Below are 16,258 nucleotides of genomic sequence, written 5' to 3'. Positions count from 1 at the left end.
CCGTCGCCGAAGCAACCGGCACCTAGCGTGCGGGACATGAGCGACACGCGCACCGTCACCACGAGCACCCTCACGCCCGTCGACGCCGTCACCGGCATGGTCGAGCACGTCCTCGGTCTCGCCGCCACCTGGACCCACTGGGACGGGGAACCCGCGCACGTGGACGACCGCGTGTACACCCCGCACAAGGCGATCCGGCGGGTCGCCGACCACCTGGTCGACCATCTCGCGGAGCTGGAGGCCCGGTTGGCGGGGGAGGAGACGCAGCCCGACCACTGGCACGCCTCCGTGATCACGACGGAGGCCGACCGCGCGCCCTTCACCGGCGAGGACCTGGACGAGGCCCGCAGCCGCCTCACCCGGCTCGCCCGGATCTGGGCCAACCGCCTCGACGCGCTCACCGACGAGCAGCTCGACCAGTCGCCCGGCGAGGGCTGGAGCTTCCGCGAACTCGCCGTCCACCTCGGCGGATCCGTGTACTACGCCGACGCGGTGGGCGACCTGTCGTGACCGGCTTCGCCACCGACTACGCCACCGACTACGCCACCGACTTCGCCTCCCTGCACCGCGCCGGCGCGCCCCTGCTCCTGCCGTGCGCCTGGGACCACGCCTCCGCGCTCGCCCTCGCCGGGGAGGGCTTCCGTGCCGTCGGCACGACCAGCCTCGGTGTCGCGGCGGCGGGCGGGCTGCCCGACGGGGCGTCGGCGACCCGCGACGAGACGCTGCGGCTGGCCCTCACCCTGGGCTCGCAGCCGTTCCTGCTGTCCGTCGACGCGGAGGGCGGCTTCGGTGACGACCCCGACGAGGTGGGCGGGTTCGCGCGGGAGCTGGCAGCGGTCGGCGCCGTCGGGATCAACCTGGAGGACGGCCTGGGGCCGGTGGACCGGCACGCCGCGAAGATCACCGCCGTCCGCTCGGCCGCCCCCGGTCTCTTCGTCAACGCCCGCACGGACACGTACTGGTCGGGCGACGGCGACTGGTCCGACACCCTGCGCCGCCTGGAGGCCTACCGCGAGGCCGGCGCCGACGGCGTCTTCGTCCCCGGCCTCACCGACCCCGCCCGCATCGCCGCCCTCGCCGCCCACTTCGACGTCCCCCTCAACGTCCTGTACTCGCCCACGGGACCCGCCCTCCGGCACCTCGCCGACCTCGGCGTACGCCGCGTCAGCCTCGGCTCGCTGCTGTACCGGCGGGCGCTGGGCGCCGCCCTGGAGACGGCGGCCGACATCCGGACCGGCCGCACCCCGGGCGGCCCGACACCCACGTACGACGAGGTCCGGGCGCTGGGCTGACTAATCTCCGGTCGCGTCGCGTCGTTCGCGCGGCCAGTTCTCCAGCGCCACGTGCAGGGCGTCGACCGCCTTGTCCCAGGACGCCTGGACGTCGCGCGGTGCGCCGAAGCCGCCGGTGGCCTCCAGGGCGCAGTAGCCGTGGAAGGTGCTGCGCAGCAGGCGCACCGCGTCGGTGAGGTCGGGTTCGGTCAGGCCGTAGGCGCGGAGCATGCCGTGGGTGATCTCGGCGGTGCGGCGCAGGGCGGGGGAGTCGGCGACGAGGGACTGGTCGACACGGATCTGGGTCGCGGCGTAGCGGCCGGGGTGGCGCAGCGCGTACGCCCGGTAGGCGCCCGCGAAGGCGACCAGCGCCTCCTTCCCGGCCCGGCCGGCCACCGCCGCCGTGATCTCGTCGATCAGCTCGCCGCCGGCCAGCAGCGCGACCCGGACGCGCAGGTCCTGGAGGTTGCGGACGTGCGTGTACAGGCTGGCGTCCTTCACCCCGAAGCGCCGGGCCAGCGCGGAGACGGTGACGGCCTCGAACCCGGTCTCGTCGGCGAGGTCGGCGGCGGCCGCGACGACACGCTCGGTCGTGAGGCCGAGTCGGGGCATGGGACCACCTTCCGCAACCCGGGATCTTCGGGCATCAGCCTATGCCAGGCCCCGGGCCGCTCCGCCCGTCGCCGTCAGGGCCCCGCCCGCCAGTCGTCCGCGGCCGGGCACACCGCCGCGGAGTCCGGGCCGTCCAGGAAGCGCAGGAAGTGTTCCAGCGCCGGGGCCCAGGTGCCGAAGTCGTGCCCGCCCGGGCCGGTGCAGTACCCGTGCGGGACGCTCCGGGCGTCGAGGGCCCCGTCGAACGCCTCGTTCCACTCGTACGGGTCCTCGGAGCGGCCGGTGTAGAGCTTCAGCCGGCCGGCGTACGAGCGGTAGACCGCCGGGTCGTCCTCCACCACCTGGGCCGGGTTGAACGACGCCCACGTGGACCGCGGCCCGAAGACCAGCTCGGTGCGCTCCAGTGCACCGGGGTTGCCCGGCAGCAGGTATTTCCAGTAGTTCCCCAGGTCGGTGCCCGAGCCGTGCCACCAGAAGCGGGCCCCGTAGGCGGTGGTGCCCTGGTTCACGATCGCCTGGTGGTCGGCGCGGCGGATGTCCGTACCGCCGGAGAAGGAGCCCACCGCGTCGAACAGCTCCGGGTACTGGGCGGCGTACTTCAGCGCGCCGTACCCGCCCATCGACATGCCCGCGACCGCGCGCCGCCCCGACGTCGCCAGGTGCGCGTCGACCCACGGCACGAGCTGCCGGATGTGGAAGGTCTCCCACAGCGGGGCGAAGTTCCCCGTGGTGTGGCCGGTCCAGTCGGAGTAGAAGCCGACCTTGCCGCCCTCCGGCATCACCACGATGCCGCCGAACCCGCTCTCCCGGACGGTTGTCGCGAGGTCGACGCCGCTCGACCACTGCAGGTGGTCGGCCGCTCCGCCGTGCAGCAGATACAGCACCTCGTAACCGCCCGCCGGGTCGTAGTCCGCCGGCAGCAGGACCCGCACCCGCACCGGCTTGCGCACGGGGTCGATCAGCGGCGCCCCCGGACCGCGCGGCGTGTACAGCGCGCCGGTGGTGAACTCCGCCTCGCACAGCGGCCCGTCCTCCACCTGCTTCCAGTACGCCACCTCCAGACCGTCGGAATCGCCCGCGCTCACCTGCGAACAGGTCGCGGGCGCCGTGGTGGTGGCAGACGCGGACGCGGAGGCGGAGGCGGGTGTTCCGGAGAGGGCGAGGCCGAGGGTGAGGGCAAGGCCGACGGCGGCGGCCGTCACCCCTCGTCCGATGCCGCCGAGTCCGGGCCTGCGGGTGTGCGTGTTCATGGTCCGCCCCCCATCGTCCCAAGGCTTACCGGTATAGCACGCGGACACCGATGTTCCGAGGGGTCGCACGCCCAACGGCCCAACGCGCCCGCCGTGGCGCCGTGTTGCCGCTCCGGCCCCTCGGCTCCGGGCCCTCGGCTTCAGGCCGCCAGCACCCCGCGCACGAACGCGTTGGTGAACTTCCCCGCCGGGTCCAGCGCCCCGGTCAGCGCCCGGAAGTCGGCCAGCCGGGGGTAGAGCGCGCTCAGCCCGCCCGCCGGGGTCGTGAACACCTTCCCCCAGTGCGGGCGGGCCGCGAACGGGGCCAGGGCCTCCTCCAGCCGCCGCACCACCGGCAGCACCGCCGCCGTGTCCTCGACCCAGGTGAAGTGCGCGGCCACGGTGTCCCGCCCGTACGCCGGGCTCAGCCACTGCTCGTCGGCGGCGACCGTGCGGATCTCACAGGTCTGCAGCACCGGCGCGATCGTCCCCCGTATCGCGTCCATCGCGCGCAGCGCGGCCACGGCGTGCTCGCGCGGCATCAGATACTCCGACTGCAGTTCGGCCCCGCTGCTGGGCGTGAACTCGGCGCGGAAGTGCGGCAGCCGCTCGTGCCAGGGCCCCGGCACCCCGAACTGCTCCGTGCAGTTCACCGCGGGCATGCCCGGCACCGGATGCATCTTCTCGGCGGCCGGCGCGGCGTACCCGAACTGGTCCAGCCGCTGGTCGGTGCGGCGCTTCAGCCACACCTGCCGGAAGCCCGGCGCCCGCCAGTCGGTGAACAGGCTCACGCTGTACGCCGCCGCCATCACCGTCTCGAAGGCCGCCGGGTCAAGACCGTCGAGCGGCAGCTCGGTGAAGACGTGCTGCTCGACCTCGTACGCCGGCTCGAGGTCGAGGGTGAGCGCGGTCACGACGCCCAGCGCGCCGAGCGAGGTCACCGCACCGCCGAAGCGCTCGTCGCCCCGCGCGACGGTCACCGTCGAGCCGTCCGCGGTGACCAGCTCCACCTCGCGCACCACCGACGCCAGCGAGCCGTTGCGCACCCCGGAGCCGTGCGTGCCGGTCGCCACCGAACCGGCGACCGAGATGTGCGGCAGCGACGCCATGTTCGGCAGCGCCAGCCCCCGCGCGTGCACCAGCCGGGCCAGCTCCGCGTACCGGACACCGCCGCCGACCCGCACCGTACGGGCCGCCGTGTCCACGTCCACCTCGGCCGGCAGGCCGGCCAGCGACAGCAGGACGCCCTCGGCGCCCGGCTCGGCGATCTCGTTGAAGGAATGCCCGCTGCCCAGCACCCGCACCGTGGCGCTGTCCGCCACCAGGGCCCGCAGCGCGGCCTGGGAGTGCGGCCGCAGCAGCTCCTTGGCCGTGTAGGTGATGTTGCCGGCCCAGTTGGTGACCGTGATGTCGCTCATACCGCGGAAACCTACCCGGCGCGCCTGGGAGGGGCCCCGCCCGGGAAGACGTACCGCCGGGGGCATACCGTGAGAAGTCGAACGCCGGAGCTGGGAGGAGACACGGGATGGACAGCCGTACCGCGCTGGTCGAGGATCTGATGGAGCGCTTCCCGCACGTGCCGCGCGAGGCCGTCTTCAAGGAGGACCTCCTGCGCGGCGGTGTCGCCTTCGACCCCTCCGCGCTCAGCGATACCACCAACGAGGCAGCCGGCGACGTCAAGCCGAAGTCGTACTTCATCTTCTCCTTCGACCACGGCACCCTGCCCGAACTGGGCGAGGCCGCGCTGCGCCGCCCGCCCGAGGAGATCATCCTCACCGGCGGCCCGTACGACCTGCGCCGCACCGTCGTCTCGGTGCGCGTGAACCCGGCCTCCCCCTACCGGGTCGCCTCCGACGAGCACGGCCAGCTCGGCCTCTACCTCGACGGCAAGCGCATTTCGGACGTCGGCGTGCCGCCCATGCCCGAGTACTACCGGCACACCCTCTCCAACGGGAAGTCGGTCATGGAGGTGGCTCCCACCATCCAGTGGGGCTACCTGATCTACCTGACCGCGTTCCGCGTCTGCCAGTACTTCGGCGCCAAGGAGGAGTGCCAGTACTGCGACATCAACCACAACTGGCGCCAGCACAAGGCGGCCGGGCGGCCGTACACGGGCGTGAAGGACGTCGACGAGGTCCTTGAGGCGCTGGAGATCATCAACAAGTACGACACCGCCAAGATCTCCACCGCGTACACGCTCACCGGCGGCGCGATCACGTCGAAGGTCCAGGGCCTGGACGAGGCCGACTTCTACGGGCGGTACGCCAAGGCCATCGAGGAGTACTTCCCCGGCCGCTGGATCGGCAAGGTCGTCGCCCAGGCGCTGCCCAAGCCGGACGTCCAGCGCTTCAAGGACTACGGCGTGCAGATCTACCACCCCAACTTCGAGGTGTGGGACGAGTACCTGTTCAAGATGTTCTGCCCCGGCAAGGAGCGCTACGTCGGCCGCGACGAGTGGCACCGGCGCATCCTGGACTCCACCGACGTCTTCGGCGCGCGCAACGTCATCCCCAACTTCGTCGCGGGCGTCGAGATGGCCGAGCCCTTCGGCTTCAAGACGGTCGACGAGGCGATCGCGTCCACCACCGAGGGCCTGCGCTTCTTCATGTCGCACGGCATCACGCCCCGCTTCACCACCTGGTGCCCCGAGCCCACCACCCCGCTCGGCAAGGCCAACCCGCAGGGCGCACCGCTGGAGTACCACATCCGGCTGCTCGAGGCCTACCGCGCCACGATGGACGAGTTCGGCCTCGCCTCGCCCCCCGGCTACGGCCTGCCCGGCGCCGGCCGCGCCGTGTTCTCCGTCAGCTCCTTCATGGACAGCCTGCCGGAGGACGCGTCCGTGGAGGTGTGAACGCGGAGGTGTGAACCCGGCGCTTGTCAGTCGTGGCGAAGACGTGCGAAGCTCTGCCCCTGCCGTGAGGTCTGCCGTGAGGACCTGCCCCAACTCCGTCATCGGTGAGACGAGTTGGCCTGAGTCGGCCTCACCCGTGAACGCAGTGGATGCAGCGAACGCAGTGGATGCAGGAGTCCGATGCCCGACCTGCCGAGCCCCCAGGACGCCGCCGAGGCCGCGCTGCTCGCCGAGGGCTGGGACACGGTGCTCTCCTACGCCGACCTGTGCACCGCCGGGTCCGAGGCGGCCGTCCGGCTGGCCACCGAGGCGTTCGCCCACGGACTGCGCGACGTCCGCGCCGCCGACGCGGCCGCCGCCACGGCCCGAACCGTGGCCCGCCGCCCGTCCCGGCTGCCCCGCGTCCCCTTGCTCCTGACCGCCGTACGCACCACCGCGGCGGCCTGGGAGGACACGGGCCAGGGACACGAACTCGACCCCGACCTGCGGCTGTGGCTCGGCTCCGACCGGGCCGCGCGCTACGCCGGACCGCCGCCGCGACGCCCGCTCGCGCTGCGCGGGCTCCGGGACATGCAGGCACCGGACGCCGAACTGCTGTGGCTGGCCGACGTGGAGGCACTCCCGCTGCCCGTGGTGGCCCGGCGGCTCGGTCTCGACCCGGCCACCGCTTCCGACGAACTCGCCCAGGTGCGCGAGCTGTTCCGCGACCGCTGCCGGCGTGGCCACCTCGACACACCCCCGGCCGCCGCATGCCGCCCGTACGCCCGGCTGCTGGACGCGGTCACCAGGTCGCCCGCCGCCGACACCCCGGACGACCTCTCCCACCACCTGGCCACCTGCCCCGACTGCGCCGAGGCCGCCGCCTGTCTGCGCCCGGACGGTTCCGGACTGCCCACGGCCCTCGCCTGCGGCGTGATCGGCTGGGGCGGCCGCGCCTACCTGGAGCGCCGCCGCCGCGCCGCCGAGGTACGGCTCGGCGCGGGGCGTCCGGCACCGGCCGACGACGGCCGCGCCGACGAGGCGCCCGACGGCGGCCACCGGGCCCGCGTCGTCCGCGGCGGCCTCCTCGCCACGGCCGTCCTGGTGTCCCTGCTCGCGCTCACCGTCTCCCTGATGCCCTTCGACGGCGCCGCCGAGGACACCGCGGCGCCCACCGACACCGTGGACCGCCGTGCGGCCGTCGTTCCGGACCCGACTGTGCCGTCCGGGGCGGGCACCACGACGGCTCAGTCGCCGACGGCCGCGACGGCAGTGTCGCCGCCCGCCGACACCGACACCGACGCCACGACGCCCGAGCCGGGCAGGACCCCGCCCCCGCCGCCGCAGGAGGACCCCGACCCGGAACCCCAGGGCACCGCCACGCCCACCGCGGACCCGCCTGCTCCGGACCCCGCGCCCGCCGCCTGCCGCGTCCGCTACGACCTGGTCAACCAGTGGCCCGACGGCTTCCAGGCCACCGTCACCGTCACCACCACCGACGCCCTCGACTCCTGGCAGGTCGCCTGGACCTTCCCCGACGGTCAGCGCATCGGCCAGATGTGGGACGCGAGCCTTACCCAGAGCGGCTCCCGGGTCACCGCCACCGCCGCCGAGTACAACCGTTCCGTCCCCGCCGACGGCCGCCTCGCCCTCGGCTTCCTCGCGTCCTGGCACGGCAGGAACTCGCCGCCGTACGACTTCACACTGAACGGCCGGGAGTGCGCGTGGGTGTTCCCGGGATCGAGCCGCGCCGACGGGTAAAGTGGCCCGCCCAGACCCCAGGATTCCCCGCGAACAGGGTGGTTGGCCTTGCTGTACCTCGCATTTCTGCGCGGCCTGAACGTGCCGGGGCGCTCGGTGAAGATGGACCGCCTGCGCGGTCTCTTCCGGGACATGGGATTCGACGCGGTCCGCAGTTACATCCAGAGCGGAAACGTCTTCTTCGAGACCGCCGAGCAGGACCGTACGGTGCTGAGCCGGACCATCGGCACCCACCTGCGGGAGGCCCTCGGCTACGACGTCGCGGTCTGCCTGCGCACCATCCCGGAGATGGAGAAACTGGTCGCGCTCGACCCGTTCAAGGACATCGCCGTCACCGACAGCATGCGCTGCTGCGTGGTGTTCACGACCGAGCGGATCGACCCGGCGCTCGAACTCCCGCTGATGTCCCCCAAGAACGACATCGAGATCATCCGGACCACTCCGTACGAGGCTTTCGTGGTCTGGCACCTGATCAAGGGCAGGGCCCCGGCCGCCAAGGGATTCCAGGAACGCCACCTCGGGCGCGACGCGACGACGCGCTTCTTCCACACCGTCGTCGACATCCTCGCCGCCGCCAAGAGGGGCGCGTCCTGAGGCCGAGCGATTCCGCCGGGCACCCCGTGGGTTGAGGCGGGTGGGGCAGAGGCTGGAGGTGCCGCGGACCTGTCCGGACAGGCGGGCGCTACCGCGGCGGTGGCCGCGGGCTTCCAGGGTGGCGAGGTTTTCGAGGTAGATGACGGATGCGCCGAGCGCTGCCGCCTGGTCGACGGCCCAGCGGGCCGCCGCCCAGGCCAGCGCGTCGTTGAGGTGGCGGATGCGGGCGCACACTCGGGCGTGTTCCACCGCCAGCATCGTCGCCCAGTCGGCGTGTGGGGAGCCGAGGCCGTCCGCCAGCGCCTGGCAGGCGTCGCGTTTGGCGGCCAGGTACTCGCGGACGCCGCGCAGTCGGTGGAGTTTCGCACTGACGGCGATGGCGTCGAAGATGAGGGCACGCCCGTCGGTGACCACCCGCTGGTCGCCGCCCGGCCGGTGAGGCGGCCCAGGGTGCCGGTGAGCAGGGTGTTCACGCCCCAGTCGAAGCCAAGTCCCACGGCGTGGCCGGCCGCCTTGAGGGCCGGGGCGGGCAAGGAGTGCGGCAGGCCGACGGCGGGAAGGCCCCGGAATCGTCTTGCTCGCGAGTGTCGACGGCGAAGGGATCGTGGCGTCGGACATCAAGGGGTACAGTTTATAGATGTGTGATTCTATCTTTTGCGGGATCGGGGAGGCAGGGACATGGACAAGCCTGTCGAGATGTTCGACCGCGACTACGAATGGTCGGCGCTGACCCGGTTCATCGAAGATGACCAGCCCGGCGCGACGCTCGGGGTGGTCTCCGGACGGCGCCGACAGGGCAAGACCTTCTTGCTCGACGCGGCCTGCCGTGCCGCAGGCGGGTTCTACTTCGGGGCCACTGAGGCCGCCGATGCCGAATCTCTGCGGCGCATCAGCGCGGCGCTCACCGCGCATGTGTGCCCTGCCAGTCCGTACCATTTCTCCGACTGGGCCGAGGTCATCGACGCGCTCCTCGCGCTGGGCACGGAGCGGCCCGTGCCCGTGGTCATCGACGAGTTCCCGTACCTTGCCAAGGCGAATCCGGAGCTCCCCTCGATCATCCAGGAGGCGCTGCGGACCCTGCGCGCCCAGCGCAGCGGCTCTCGAACCCGGCTACTGCTGTGTGGCTCGGCGTTGTCGTTCATGGGCAGGCTGCTGTCCGGCAATGCCCCCCTGCGAGGCCGGGCAGGGCTGGAGTTGATCGTCCGCCCTCTCGACCACCGCCTGGCTGCCGACTTCTGGGACATCACAGACCCGCGCCTGGCCCTGCGGGTCAACGCGATCGTCGGCGGTACACCTGCGTATCGACGGGAATTCGCCCGCGGCGACACCCCGAACGGAGCCGACGACTTCGACAACTGGGTCGTTCGCACCGTCCTCAACCCAGAGACCCCTCTGTTCCGCGAAGCCCGCTACCTGCTCGCGGAAGAGCCCGACCTGCGAGACACCGCCCTGTACCTGTCCGTGCTGGCCGCAGTCGCCGACGGCAACGCCACTCGCGGAGGCATGGCCGGATACCTGGAACGCAAGGCCACCGACATCGCCCACCCCATCAACGTCCTGGAAGACGCCGGCCTGCTGCACCGGGATGCCGACGCCTTCCGCGACAACCGCCCCACCTACCGCATCGCCGAACCGCTGATCGGCTTCTATCACGCCATCATGCGGCCGGTCTGGGACCAACTGGAACGCCCCGGCAGCGCAGCCCGGGTCTGGCAGGCCAGCCGCCGCCGCTTCACCAGTAACGTGCTCGGCCCGCACTTCGAGCAGGTCTGCCGCGACTGGGCGCTGCACCACGCCGACCCGGAAATGATCGGTGGTCTGCCCGCCCGGGTCGGACACGGTGTTGTGCACGATCCCAAGGCCCGCGTCGGACACGAGGTGGATGTGGCGGTCATCGGCATCGCCGACGGTTCCAAGGCACCGCTTCTGGCCATCGGCGAGGCCAAATGGAACGACATCATGGGCATCGCCCACATTGAGCGACTCCGGCACATCCGCGACCTCATCACCCAGGCGGGTCGCTACGACACCACCAGTACCCGACTCATGTGTTTCAGCGGCGCAGGCTTCAACGACAAGGCCCACGCGGCCGCACAGGCCGACCCTGATATCCAACTGGTGAATCTGCAGGCGCTCTACGGCATGGCATGACCGCCGTAATTCGATGGCGTCCCGGGCCCGTGTGCCTCTAGGGTCGGTTCTGTTCGAGCGGTGGTTGAGGCTGCCGCGGGTGACTTGGTGTGTTCGGGAGGTGTGACCGATGGCTGTCGTTGAGATGGGCGCTGCCCGCATCCGGAAGTTCAATCAGTCCACCTCCGTGGCCTCCGGCTGACCTCTCCACACTTCTCCCGCGCCTGTGAGCGCGGTGCCGGGGCCACCCTTGTGAAGGGTCACCCCTTGTCTTTCTCTTCTCTCATGGGTTCGTCCTCGTCTCCTTCGCAGCCGCTCGTGCCGTATGGCTGGGATGCGGACTGGGAGTCCGAGTTCGCTCCCTACGCCGAGCAGGGTCTCCTGCCCGGCCGTGTCGCCCGGGTCGACCGTGGCCTGTGCGACGTCATCACCCCGGCCGGCACTGTCCGTGCCGACACCGAGTTCGTCGTCCCCCGCGACCCGATGAAGGTCGTGTGCACGGGGGACTGGGTCGCCGTCGACCCTGAAGGCAGCGACCCGCTGTACGTGCGGACACTGCTGCCGCGCCGTACCGCCTTCGTGCGTTCCACCTCCTCCAAGCGGTCCGAGGGGCAGATCCTCGCGGCCAACGTCGACCACGCGATCGTCGCCGTGTCGCTCGCCGTCGAACTGGACCTCGCCCGGATCGAACGGTTCCTCGCCCTCGCCTGGGAATCGGGGGCCCAGCCCCTGGTCGTCCTCACCAAGGCCGACCTCGTCCCCGACCCGGTGACCCTGGCGTACCTCGTCCAGGACGTGGAGACCGCCGCGCCCGGCGTGCCGGTGCTGTCCGTCACTGCCGCGCACGGGGAGGGGCTCGACGTCCTGGCCGCCGTCGTCGGCGGCGGTACGGCCGTGTTGCTCGGACAGTCCGGCGCCGGCAAGTCCACCCTCGCCAACGCACTGCTCGGCGAGGACGTCATGGACGTGCGGGCCGCCCGTGACGTCGACGGCAAGGGCCGGCACACCACCACCACCCGCAACCTCCTCGCCATGCCCGGCGGGGGAGTGCTGATCGACACGCCCGGGCTGCGAGGCGTCGGCCTCTGGGACGCGGGCAGCGGGGTGGACCAGGTGTTCGCCGAGATCGCGGAGGTGGCCGAGGGGTGCCGGTTCCACGACTGCGCCCACGAGAGCGAGCCGGGCTGCGCCGTGCTCGCCGCCATCGACAGCGGTGAACTGTCCGAGCGACGGCTGGAGAGCTACCGCAAGCTCATGCGGGAGAACCAGCGCATCGTCGCCAAGACCGACGCCCGGCTGCGGGCCGAGATGCGCAAGGAGTGGAAGCGCCGAGGCGCCATCGGCAAGGCGGCGATGGAGGCCAAGCGGGGCGGATTGCGGTAGCGGAATGCGGTAACCGTCGACCGTCACCCAACGCGATGTCCGATTTCCGCCAGCCCGGCCCTCCGGCCTGGCGGAGACTGGACAGCGTGAAGGAGGACGTCATGCCGCGGACCGCGGAGTACGAGAACCAGCACGAGCACGTGAACAAGCACGTGAACGAGCACGTGAACAAGCATGAGGACGGCAGGTACGAGGCCGTACGGAGCCGGGACGCCCGGTTCGACGGCGCGTTCTTCTTCGCCGTCGAGACGACCGGCATCTACTGCCGGCCCAGTTGCCCCGCGGTCACGCCGAAGCGGCACAACGTGCGGTTCTTCGCGACGGCCGCCGCCGCGCAGGGCGCGGGCTTCCGGGCCTGCCGGCGGTGCCGTCCCGACGCCGTGCCGGGCTCCGCGGACTGGAACGTCCGCGCCGACGTCGTCGGCCGGGCCATGCGGCTCATCGGCGACGGCGTCGTCGACCGCGAAGGCGTCGCCGGACTCGCCGGCCGGCTCGGCTACAGCGCCCGCCAGGTACAGCGGCAGCTCACCGCCGAACTGGGCGCCGGACCCGTGGCCCTCGCCCGCGCCCAGCGGGCGCACACCGCCCGTGTGCTGCTGCAGACCACCGGCCTGCCGGTCACCGAGATCGCGTTCGCGTCCGGGTTCGCCAGCGTGCGGCAGTTCAACGACACGATCCGGGCCGTGTACGCGGCCACCCCCAGCGAACTGCGCGCCACGGCCCCGGCCCACGACCGGGCCGCCCGGCGCGCGGCCACCCCGTCCGCCGGTGTCCCGCTGCGGCTCGCCCACCGGGGCGCCTACCAGCCGGGTCCCGTCTTCGACCTGCTCCAGCGAGAGGCGGTCGCCGGGGTCGAGGAGGTGAGCGGCGCGCCCGGCCGGCGCGTGTACCGGCGCACCCTGCGCCTGCCCTACGGCACCGGGATCGTCGCCGTCGACGAACGGCCGGGCGTGCCGAGTACGGGCAGCGGCGGCTGGCTCGAGGCCCGCCTCCACCTCACCGACCTCCGCGACCTGACCACCTCCGTACAGCGGCTGCGGCGGCTGTTCGACCTGGACGCCGACCCGTACGCCGTGGACGAGCGGCTCGGCGCCGACCCCCGGCTCGCCCCGCTGGTCGCCGCCCGCCCCGGGCTGCGCTCACCGGGCACCGCCGACCCCGACGAACTCGCGGTCCGGGCCCTGGTGGGACGCGCGGAGGCGGAGCGGCTCGTCCAGCGGTACGGCAAGGTGCTCGACGCGCCCTGCGGCACCCTCACCCACCTCTTCCCCGAACCGGCCGTCCTCGCGCAGGCCGAGCCGGACGGCACCGCGGGCGGCCTCGCCGCCGCCCTCGCCGACGGCGCCGTACACCTGGACCCGGGCGCCGACCGGGACGACGCCGAGCACGCCCTGCTCGCCGTACCCGGCCTGGACGCCCGTACGGCCGCCGTCCTGCGCACCCGCGCCCTCGGCGACCCGGACGTCGCCCCGCCCGGCCTCGCCGTGCCCGACACCTGGCGCCCCTGGCGCTCGTACGCACTGAACCACCTGCGCGCAGCAGGAGAGTGGGAGCAGGACCGATGACCACCACGACCACCACGAGCACCGCGACAGCCACCGCTGACACGTACTGGTACGAGGTCGACAGCCCCGTCGGGCCGCTCCTCCTCACCGCGGGGCCGGACGGAGTGCTCACCTCCCTGTCCGTGCCCGGGCAGAAGGGCGGCCGGAGCGTCCAGCACGGCTGGCGGCGCGACGCCGGACCCTTCCGGGCGGCCGAGGAGCAGCTCGGCGCCTACTTCGCCGGAGAGCTGACGGAGTTCCGGCTGCCGCTGCGCGCCGAGGGCACCGCCTTCCGCGAGCGCGTGTGGGCCGCCCTGGACGACGTGCCCTACGGCGCCACGACGACGTACGGCGAGATCGCCGCGCGTATCGGCGCCTCCCGGCCCGCGGTACGCGCCGTCGGCGGCGCGATCGGCGCCAACCCGCTGCTGATCCTGCGCCCCTGCCACCGGGTGATCGGCGCCGACGGCTCCCTGACCGGCTACGCGGGCGGCCTGGAGCGCAAGACGCGGCTGCTGTCGCTGGAGGGCGCCCCGCTCAGCCGGCCAGTACCGCGCCCAGCCACGCCCCGGTGATCAGCAGACAGGCGAACAGTTCCGTCAGCAGGTCGGCGCCGCCCGTGCGCATCGCCGTCCGCAGCGACGCCATCGCCTCGCCGTGCCGCCCGAGCCGCAGCCGCTCGGCGAGGTAGATGCCGCCCATGAAGCCCGGAATCGCGCCCAGCACGGGGATCAGGACGAAGCCGAGGACGGCGCCCGCGCCCGCGTACGCCGTGAGCCGGCGCATGGCCTCGTCCCGGCGTCTCCTGCGGTGCGGCAGCGCCCAGCGCACCGCCCGGGACAGCAGCAGTACGACGGTGGCGCCGACGAAGACGGCCCACGCGAGCGGCTGCGGATCCTTCAGCGCCCACCACAGGACCCCGGCCCACACCAGCCACGACCCGGGCACGCCGGGCAGCAGGATGCCGCACAGCCCGAGCAGAATGACCAGGCCGGCCAGGAGGAGGTCCCACGCTCCCATCTGTCCAGGGTGCAGGAACCGGGCGCGGTCCGCAGAAGTGAAGTGCGTGGCGGCCGACGACGGGGCCGGGCCCGGCACTCCCCGGACCGGCCCGGCGCTCCGCGGCCCGGGGCTCCGCGGTCCGGTCAGCGATTCCTGGCCACCCAGTCCCGTTCGTACGCGTGCCAGCCGAGCTGGAGCCGGGTGGTGACCCCGGTCAGCTCCATCAGGCGCTTCACCCGCCGCTGTACGGTCCGCAGGCCCAGGTCGAGCTGTTTGGCGACGCTCGCGTCGGTCAGCCCGGCCAGCAGCAGGGAGAGGATCTCCAGGTCGGTGCCGTCGGGTCCGTCCGGCCCGTGCTCGCTCACGCCGGACGCGCCGAGCCGCAACGGCAGCGCCTGCCGCCACACCGCCTCGAACAGGCCCGACAGCAGCTCGAGGAGCCCGCTGGCATGCACGACCAGTGCGGCCGGCTCCGAGGAACGCGCGGTGAGCGGCACCAGGGCGAGGGAGCGGTCGGCGACGACCAGCTTGGTCGGCACCCGGTCCACCACCCGTACGTGCTCGTCGCGGCCCAGCGCGGCGGTCAACTCGGTGATGCCGGTCGGCTGGTCGAGGACCGACCGCTCGAGCACCACGCGGTAGCGCACGCCGCGCCCGGTGGCCTGCTCCTCCGCGTCGTTCTCCATGCCGGTCACGGCGACCGGACTGTCGGTGACCAGCGCGCACACCTCCTCGCTCGCCCCCAGTTGGAGCTGGAGGAAGCGCTGGGCGACCGCTGCGGCGCCGGTCACCACCTCCACCAGGTCGTGCACCGCGGGCTCGGCCGCCGCCGCGCGGTACTCCTCCGCCAGCAGCGCGGCCGCCAGCTCCGCCTTCTCCAGCTCGTGCCGCTGCTGGGTCAGCAGTGCGCCCAGCGCGACGCCCGGCGGGGCGGCGACCCAGCGTCCCGGGCGGGCCGAGGACTGGGCGGCGAGCCCGTTCTGCTCCAGCCGGCGCAGCGCCCGCTCGGTGTCCCGCTCGCCGAGCGCCAGCCGCCGCGCCAGATCGGGTACGTCGGCCGCGCCGACGGACACCAGCACCCGGTACGCCGCCTCGTGCGTGTCCTCAAGACCCAGCACTCCCAGCATCAGGTGTCGCCCCTCCCCAAGAACCATGCTCATCACCACCTGCGCGAACGGCCGTGGCGGAAAGCAGCCACGGCGCAAACCCGCCTCCGGACATCATCGCCGTACCGCGGGTCACTCTGCCAAGGTGGCGTCGCCGAGCGGTTCTCCCGTGGGGGGTGGGACCGCTCGGCCACCCCACCTCGCAATACTGTTCGACGCGTCCCCCGACACGCCGCCCGGCGCACACCAGTGCGCCGGAATTTCCGGATGCCCCGTTTTCTTCGGGCTCCGTCGGTGGACAATCAGGAGCATGAGTCAGCAGGGGGGAAGGCCCACCGGTCCTGAGGACGACTGGTGGGGTGAGCTGTACGACGACTCCACCGACGACACCGGCCCGACGGCCGCACCCGATTCCCTGGACGACCGCTTCGCCTCGGCGTCCGGCACGGTGGGCCGCCGACCGGACCCCGACACCAGGGACGCGACGAGCCGGCCGCCACCCGGCTCCTCCGCCGAACGGCAGCCCGCTCCGGCCGAGCCCCGGCCCTGGTGGGCACAGGCGACGCCCCCCGGCGTCCCAGCGCCCCGCACCGAGGGCGGCACCGAGGGCCCCCCGAACACCGACGAAGCCCGACGCACCGCCAACCCCCCGCACCCTCCCGGCCCGCCCTCCCCCCGGGCCCCCTGGGAACCCCCGCCCTCGCCCCGGGCTCCCTGGGAACCCCCGCCCACGGCACCGACGAGCCCGGTGAACTTCCCGCCGGGTCCCAACCGATCCGACACGAGGCCCCCC

Annotated in this window: 14 protein-coding genes and 1 pseudogene; 10 read left to right on the top strand and 5 right to left on the bottom strand. The window is 73.0% G+C overall.

From position 1 onward, the window contains the following. The first annotated feature begins 36 nt into the window (after window positions 1-36). Together KUM40_RS20305 and KUM40_RS20300 are read left to right on the top strand one after the other, a co-directional pair. Window positions 37-510, top strand: coding sequence for a hypothetical protein (locus KUM40_RS20305; protein WP_217167431.1), 474 nt, complete (start codon window positions 37-39; stop codon window positions 508-510). Then, the gene (locus tag KUM40_RS20300; protein ID WP_217167430.1) at window positions 507-1,292 is read left to right on the top strand and encodes an isocitrate lyase/phosphoenolpyruvate mutase family protein; all 786 of its coding nucleotides are present in this window, start codon (window positions 507-509) and stop codon (window positions 1,290-1,292) included. The genes KUM40_RS20305 and KUM40_RS20300 overlap by 4 nt, the downstream gene beginning before the upstream one ends. Here the strand turns inward: KUM40_RS20300 and KUM40_RS20295 are convergent, their stop codons facing one another. From KUM40_RS20295 to KUM40_RS20285, 3 genes are all read right to left on the bottom strand, one after another. Then, window positions 1,293-1,883, bottom strand: a complete 591-nt coding sequence (locus KUM40_RS20295; protein ID WP_217167429.1) for a TetR-like C-terminal domain-containing protein — start codon at window positions 1,881-1,883, stop codon at window positions 1,293-1,295. 74 nt (window positions 1,884-1,957) lie between these two features. Next, entirely contained in the window at window positions 1,958-3,133 is a 1,176-nt protein-coding gene (locus KUM40_RS20290) for an alpha/beta hydrolase family protein (protein ID WP_217167428.1), read from the bottom strand. Between the two features lie 140 nt (window positions 3,134-3,273). Next, window positions 3,274-4,530: an FAD-binding protein gene (locus KUM40_RS20285; RefSeq protein ID WP_217167427.1), complete on the bottom strand. Its 1,257-nt coding sequence runs from the start codon at window positions 4,528-4,530 to the stop codon at window positions 3,274-3,276. Window positions 4,531-4,637: 107 nt separating this feature from the next. Between KUM40_RS20285 and KUM40_RS20280 the strand changes: the two genes are divergently transcribed. From KUM40_RS20280 to KUM40_RS20250, 7 genes are all read left to right on the top strand, one after another. Next, complete coding sequence (locus tag KUM40_RS20280; protein WP_217167426.1) at window positions 4,638-5,966, top strand: radical SAM protein; 1,329 nt, start codon at window positions 4,638-4,640, stop codon at window positions 5,964-5,966. 180 nt (window positions 5,967-6,146) lie between these two features. Beyond that, window positions 6,147-7,706 carry a cellulose-binding domain-containing protein gene (locus KUM40_RS20275; protein ID WP_217167425.1) on the top strand — a complete coding sequence of 520 codons (1,560 nt, stop codon included), beginning with the start codon at window positions 6,147-6,149 and terminating at the stop codon, window positions 7,704-7,706. Window positions 7,707-7,754: 48 nt separating this feature from the next. Next, window positions 7,755-8,300, top strand: a complete 546-nt coding sequence (locus KUM40_RS20270; protein WP_217167424.1) for a DUF1697 domain-containing protein — start codon at window positions 7,755-7,757, stop codon at window positions 8,298-8,300. Window positions 8,301-8,978: 678 nt separating this feature from the next. Continuing rightward, window positions 8,979-10,451 carry an ATP-binding protein gene (locus KUM40_RS20265; protein WP_217167423.1) on the top strand — a complete coding sequence of 491 codons (1,473 nt, stop codon included), beginning with the start codon at window positions 8,979-8,981 and terminating at the stop codon, window positions 10,449-10,451. A 264-nt stretch (window positions 10,452-10,715) separates the two neighbouring features. Continuing rightward, window positions 10,716-11,813, top strand: a complete 1,098-nt coding sequence (rsgA, locus tag KUM40_RS20260; protein ID WP_217167422.1) for a ribosome small subunit-dependent GTPase A — start codon at window positions 10,716-10,718, stop codon at window positions 11,811-11,813. A 101-nt stretch (window positions 11,814-11,914) separates the two neighbouring features. Then, entirely contained in the window at window positions 11,915-13,378 is a 1,464-nt protein-coding gene (locus tag KUM40_RS20255) for a DNA-3-methyladenine glycosylase 2 family protein (protein WP_254395395.1), read from the top strand. Beyond that, a complete protein-coding gene (locus KUM40_RS20250) occupies window positions 13,375-13,932 on the top strand; it encodes a methylated-DNA--[protein]-cysteine S-methyltransferase (RefSeq protein ID WP_217167421.1) in 558 nt (185 codons plus the stop codon). The genes KUM40_RS20255 and KUM40_RS20250 overlap by 4 nt, the downstream gene beginning before the upstream one ends. On the opposite strand, the gene KUM40_RS20245 is transcribed toward KUM40_RS20250, so the two are convergent. Together KUM40_RS20245 and KUM40_RS20240 are read right to left on the bottom strand one after the other, a co-directional pair. Then, window positions 13,895-14,377 carry a DUF456 domain-containing protein gene (locus KUM40_RS20245; RefSeq protein WP_217167420.1) on the bottom strand — a complete coding sequence of 161 codons (483 nt, stop codon included), beginning with the start codon at window positions 14,375-14,377 and terminating at the stop codon, window positions 13,895-13,897. The genes KUM40_RS20250 and KUM40_RS20245 overlap by 38 nt on opposite strands. 125 nt (window positions 14,378-14,502) lie before the next feature. Beyond that, on the bottom strand, window positions 14,503-15,486 hold the full coding sequence (locus KUM40_RS20240) for a winged helix-turn-helix transcriptional regulator (RefSeq protein WP_217167506.1): 984 nt from the start codon (window positions 15,484-15,486) through the stop codon (window positions 14,503-14,505). A 289-nt stretch (window positions 15,487-15,775) separates the two neighbouring features. Here KUM40_RS20240 and KUM40_RS41485 point away from each other — a divergent pair. Next, a pseudogene (locus tag KUM40_RS41485) lies at window positions 15,776-16,258 on the top strand (hypothetical protein); the annotation flags it as partial.

It is taken from the genome of Streptomyces sp. AC512_CC834 (assembly GCF_019049325.1).
Classification (GTDB): domain Bacteria; phylum Actinomycetota; class Actinomycetes; order Streptomycetales; family Streptomycetaceae; genus Streptomyces.
The sequence above is the reverse complement of the archived record's forward strand: the minus strand, read 5'-3'. Positions and strand labels throughout refer to the sequence as shown.